Raw genomic sequence first — 5,013 nt, forward strand, 5'->3', positions numbered from 1 at the left:
GTGCTCGGCTGGGAGCGCGTGAGGCCGCTTCCGAACGGGACCGTGTTCGACAGCGAATGGGTCCRCGTGTTCACCTTGAAGGACGGCAAGATCAGCCGCTGGATCGGCACCGCGGACACCGCCGTTCGGCAGGCTGCTGCGAAGTAAACCTCCCGCCGGCTGCCTGGAGGGTGGTGGCCCGCCGTCACATTGCTCTAGGATGGGAGCATGAAAAAGTCGGAAGCGAGCTATGGCCAGTCGGCATCGGAGCTCATCTCGAAAAGAATCGCCGATCTCGGGGACTGGCGCGGGGACACGCTTGGCAGAATGCGCAAGCTCGTTCATGAAGCAGTCCCGGACGTCGTCGAGGAGTGGAAGTGGATGGGCACGCCGGTTTGGTCGCACGCCGGCATCATCTGCACGGGCGAATCCTACAAGGACAAGGTGAAACTCACCTTCGCCAAGGGCGCGTCTCTGGAGGATCCGGCCCGTCTCTTCAATTCGAGTCTCGACGGCAAGGTCCGCCGCGCGATCGACATCCACGAGGGAGAAGAAGTCGACGAGACCGCCTTCAAGACGTTGGTTCGCCAGGCGGCCGCGCTCAACGGTTCCGGCAAGGCGAAGTCTCCGAGGAAAGCCAAGGCGGATGCCTCCGCCAGGGACGCCTCGCAGCGAAACTGATTGCCGATGCGTTCTACGGGCAGAACGAAGAAAAATACGCTTGCAGCGCTCGATCTGCCTGGGCCCTGGCCTCGGCTACTGCATCCGGACCCAGTCCGGTTCCTTGGACCGAGAAGAAGTTCAAGTCTCTCAGCCCGATGGTGCCCAAGATGGCTCTCAGATACGGAGTCAGAAAATCCGGCTGACGCGCGCGCTCCCCGGAATATCTTCCGCCGGAGGCCACGGCGACAAAGACTGGGCGGTCGCGAAGGGTCCCTGCTTTTCCTTCCGCGGTCACGTTGAAGGTCCGGCGGGCGCGAACGACGTGATCTATCCACGCCTTTAGCGCGGAAGGCACGGTCAAGTTGTGCATGGGCGTTCCGATGACGACAACATCCGAACTCTCCAGTTCCTGAATCAGTTCCTCGGACCGAAAAATCGAACCCTGCGGAAATATTTCCGCCGTGGACGAATGTTGGGCAAGCGCATAATTTGCATCGACATGCGATAGCGCGCCACCCCCAATCGCCCGATTCACCCGTATTGCCGCGGGTCGGCTCGCCTGCAAAAGACCGACAATTTTTTGCGAGAGCCTATTGCTCTCGGAGGCTTGCCCTCGAGGGCTGCAAGTCATATGCAGGATTTTCATGATTTACCTTTCCAATGCTTCAGGAAGGCAATCAGTCTACGAACGCCATGGCTTGCAATCTAGATCCAAGAATGGAGATTTCGACTGGACCATGATCGCTGCCGATACCTCGTTCGCTGGATACGGACTCGACTGATCCATGACCCGCGCGAAGACCGGCAATATCCTGCCGTTGGACCCAACGGCGCCTGAACCCTTCTACCGGCAGATCTACGATCGGTTTCGCGGCACCATTGCGGCCGGATTGTTGAAGCCGGGCGACCGAATCCCCTCGGCACGTGCACTGAGCAAGGAATTGGGCTTGGCGCGCGGCACCATCGAATCAGCCTATTCATTGCTGGCGGCCGAGGGGTACATTCAAGCCCGCGGGCAGGCGGGGACCATCGTGACGCCGGGCCTCAAGCCGCCAGCGTCTGCAGCAAGAGCAATCCCTCGATCCAATAGCAGCATCGCGGCGACCAGTTTTCGGCCCGATTCGATTCTGCCGTTCCAGATGGGGTTGCCTGCCCTGGATGTGTTTCCTCGAAAGATATGGGCTCGCCTGGGCGCGCGTTGCGTCCGTGCGATGCAACCATCGGACATGGTTCATCCCTCGGTCTACGGCCTGCAGGCACTGCGAGCCGAGATCGCCGCCTATCTCCACGTATCGCGCGGGATCGACTGCGCTCCGTCCCAGATATTCCTGACGTCCGGCTACCGTCATACCGTGGGGTTGATCGGCCATGCCTTGCTGAAGGCCGGAGATCGCGTTTGGCTCGAAGACCCCGGATACCCACCGACCCGGGAAGTACTGGGCCATATGCATATCGCAGCCGTCCCGGTGCCGGTGGATCGGGAGGGCATGGTCGTTGCTGAGGGAATCAAGAATGCGCCGCGGGCGCGGGCCGCTGTGGTCACGCCTGCGCACCAGAGCCCGCTGTGCGTGTCCTTGTCCCTCCCTCGCCGCTTGGCGCTGCTGGATTGGGCTGGGCGCCACAACGCATGGATCATCGAAGACGACTACGACGGCGAGTACCGCTATGTCAGCCGCCCGCTGCCCGCATTGAAGAGCCTGGATCGCGATGGGCGAGTGCTCTATGCGGGCACGTTCAGCAAAGTGCTGTTCCCGAGCGTTCGGCTGGCCTATCTTGTCGTGCCAGAGACGCAGGTCGAGCGCTTCGAGCAGATCAGTCAAGTCTTCGCGGGCGGCAGTCCCGAGCTGTCGCAGGCGATCGTCACAGCCTTCATGAGGGAGGGGCACTTCGCGCGCCATATCCAACGGATGCGAAAGCTCTATGCCGAGCGCCGGGAGGCCACAGCGAAAGGCCTGGAGAGCGTGCTGGGGAGACACATGCAAATCGACTCGCAACCCGGAGGAATGCACCTGATCCTGCGGATGCGAGGCAAGCAATCGGATCGCCGGCTGGTTGCCCGCATGCAGCAAGACGGGCTGCACGGAGAAGCACTGTCGGACTGGGCGATGCGTGGCGACAAGGCCTCGGCATTGCTTCTCAACTTCACGAACATCGACTCCCGGGGCACGGCCGAGAAGCTCGCGAAGCGAATCCTGCGACTGATCTAACGGCGAAAAGTGTGGATCAGCGGCAATCATGGCCCAGCACCAATGACAGATCATGGACCTTCCGGACCAAGCCATGATGCAGCACGATCGAGTCCTCCAACCCACCCGTATGAGGATCATCATCGTGAACAATCGCATCGACTACACCAAGGCTTCTCCTGAAGGCTACAAGGCTTTCGGAGGGGTGTACGTCACTCTGCAAAAGAGTGGACTGCCAAAAGATCTGGTCAATCTCGTGTACCTGCGCGTTTCGCAGATCAATGGCTGCGCCTATTGCATCGATATGCACTCGCGCGACCTGCTCAAGGCCGGCCTTGCGGTGGACAAGCTCGTGCTGGTGCCCGTGTGGCGCGACGCGGGAGCTGTGTTCAGTCCGCGCGAGCGCATTGCGCTCGCTTGGGCGGAAACCGTCACGCGCGTCGCCGATACCGGCGTTTCCGACGCCGACTATGAAGCCGCCGCCGCCGAGTTCAGCGACCAGGAACTCGCCGATCTCACCTATGCGATCGGCTTGATGAACGCCTTCAATCGATTCGGCATCAGCTTCCGATCGACCCCCTCTGCTGCTGCCAACGCTTGAAACAACTCGGGGGCGAGTGCTTCGCGCACGGGTTCGCCGGTTCGCCATCCCTCGCTTCTCGAATCAACGAATGGACTTGACCCTCATGGCATGGGCACTACTCGGTATCGCCGGCATTCTCGAAATCGCATTTGCATTCGCGATGAAGGCGTCTGAAGGTTTCACGCGATTGTTGCCCTCGCTGTTCACGGTCGCGACTGGCTTGTCGAGCGTTCTTCTGCTCTCGTTCTCGCTGCGTACCCTGCCCATAGGGACAGGCTACGCAGTCTGGACCGGCATCGGAGCGGCGGGCACCGCGATTGTCGGCATCGTGGTCCTTGGCGATTCCGCTGCGCCGATGAGGATCCTCTGCATCGTTCTCATCCTCTCAGGCGTCATCGGACTCAAGCTGGTCTCCGGACAGGGGTGAGCGCTGCCGGGTTCATGCTCATTGAACCTTGATGCCCACGTTCTTGACGATCCGCTGCCAGCGTTCCATGTCGCCGCGGATGACTTGCTTGAACTGCTCGGGCGTGCCGCCGACCGGCGTCACATCGTCAGCGGCGAAGTGCGCCTTGACGTCCGGGCTTCAGCAGAACCTCATTGTCCGGACCTTGCCGGCCTTGGCCAGCGGCCGGGTGGGAGTCACGGCCGGCCATCATCATGTCGACCTGCCCGCCAGCCACACGCTTAGCAAAGGACCGCAGGCCGCGGGCGCGGCCATTTTGTAGACTGCGTCCATGACCACTCTGCTGTTCGACCCGGCGCGTCATGAACCGCTCGTCGCCCGCGCCTGGGACGAGGCCATCGCCCGCCGGACGATCGAGCGGATCGTAACGGACGCGGAGGCCAGGTTCTCACCCGAGAAGCTGTGGCCCACCCATCCGAACGACAGCCCGGACCCGGCCCCCTCGTACATGCTCTACTGGGGTGCTTGTGGCGTTTTTTGGGCCCTTCGCTACCTGGAGGCCCGGGGCGCGTGCCGCCTGAAGAGGGACTACGGCGGCTACGTGGATTCTCTTCTGGGGCCCAATCGACAAGCGATGGGCCACGGGAGCGGAAAGCCATTCGGCAGCTATCTCATGGGCGACTCGGCCATCCAGCTGCTCAAGCACTGGCACTCGCCTTCCGGCGAGACCAGCGCCGAACTCGTCAAGCTCGTCGAAGCCACCCGCGAACACCCTGCTCGGGAGCTGATGTGGGGCTCGCCCGGCACCCTGCTGGCGTCTCTGTTCATGCAACAGCAAACGGGCGATGCGACCTGGGCCGAGTTCTACCGTGCGACGGCCGGACAGCTCTGGTCGCAACTGCACTGGTCGGCGGAGCACGACTGCCACTACTGGACGCAGGACCTGTATGGCGAGACCTACGCCTTCCTGGATGCCGTTCACGGCTTCGCCGCCACGGCCGCCGTGCTCATCCATGGGCGGCATCTTCTCGACCCTGAAGCCTGGTCCCAATGGCAGGCGTGCATCGCCCACACGGTCCGCCAGACGGCCGAGCGCGACGGAGCGCACGCCAATTGGCGCGCCAGGCTCGAGTCGGGGCCGCTCAGCGAATCACCCGGTCTCGTTCAGTTCTGCCACGGCGCGCCGGGATTCGTGA

General features: G+C 62.4%; 6 protein-coding genes. 5 read left to right on the forward strand and 1 reads right to left on the reverse strand.

Annotation, left to right across the window (positions count from 1 at the left end; genetic code table 11):
• Positions 1–207 precede the first annotated feature (207 nt).
• Positions 208–660 (forward strand): DUF1801 domain-containing protein, encoded by a 453-nt coding sequence (locus AC1DY5_RS41650; RefSeq protein WP_478120286.1) that lies wholly within the window; start codon positions 208–210, stop codon positions 658–660.
• Between the two features lie 13 nt (positions 661–673).
• Here the strand turns inward: AC1DY5_RS41650 and AC1DY5_RS41655 are convergent, their stop codons facing one another.
• Positions 674–1,288, reverse strand: coding sequence for an FMN-dependent NADH-azoreductase (locus tag AC1DY5_RS41655; protein ID WP_478120287.1), 615 nt, complete (start codon positions 1,286–1,288; stop codon positions 674–676).
• Positions 1,289–1,427: 139 nt separating this feature from the next.
• Between AC1DY5_RS41655 and pdxR the strand changes: the two genes are divergently transcribed.
• From pdxR to AC1DY5_RS41675, 4 genes are all read left to right on the forward strand, one after another.
• Positions 1,428–2,849: a MocR-like pyridoxine biosynthesis transcription factor PdxR gene (gene pdxR / locus AC1DY5_RS41660; protein WP_478120288.1), complete on the forward strand. Its 1,422-nt coding sequence runs from the start codon at positions 1,428–1,430 to the stop codon at positions 2,847–2,849.
• A gap of 124 nt (positions 2,850–2,973) precedes the next feature.
• Positions 2,974–3,429 carry a carboxymuconolactone decarboxylase family protein gene (locus AC1DY5_RS41665; RefSeq protein ID WP_478120289.1) on the forward strand — a complete coding sequence of 152 codons (456 nt, stop codon included), beginning with the start codon at positions 2,974–2,976 and terminating at the stop codon, positions 3,427–3,429.
• An 85-nt stretch (positions 3,430–3,514) separates the two neighbouring features.
• Positions 3,515–3,838: a DMT family transporter gene (locus AC1DY5_RS41670; RefSeq protein ID WP_478120291.1), complete on the forward strand. Its 324-nt coding sequence runs from the start codon at positions 3,515–3,517 to the stop codon at positions 3,836–3,838.
• A gap of 310 nt (positions 3,839–4,148) precedes the next feature.
• The coding region (locus AC1DY5_RS41675) for a glycoside hydrolase family protein (RefSeq protein WP_478120290.1) at positions 4,149–5,013 on the forward strand (865 nt) is incomplete at its 3' end.

This window comes from Variovorax sp. P4_D9 (assembly GCF_056401695.1).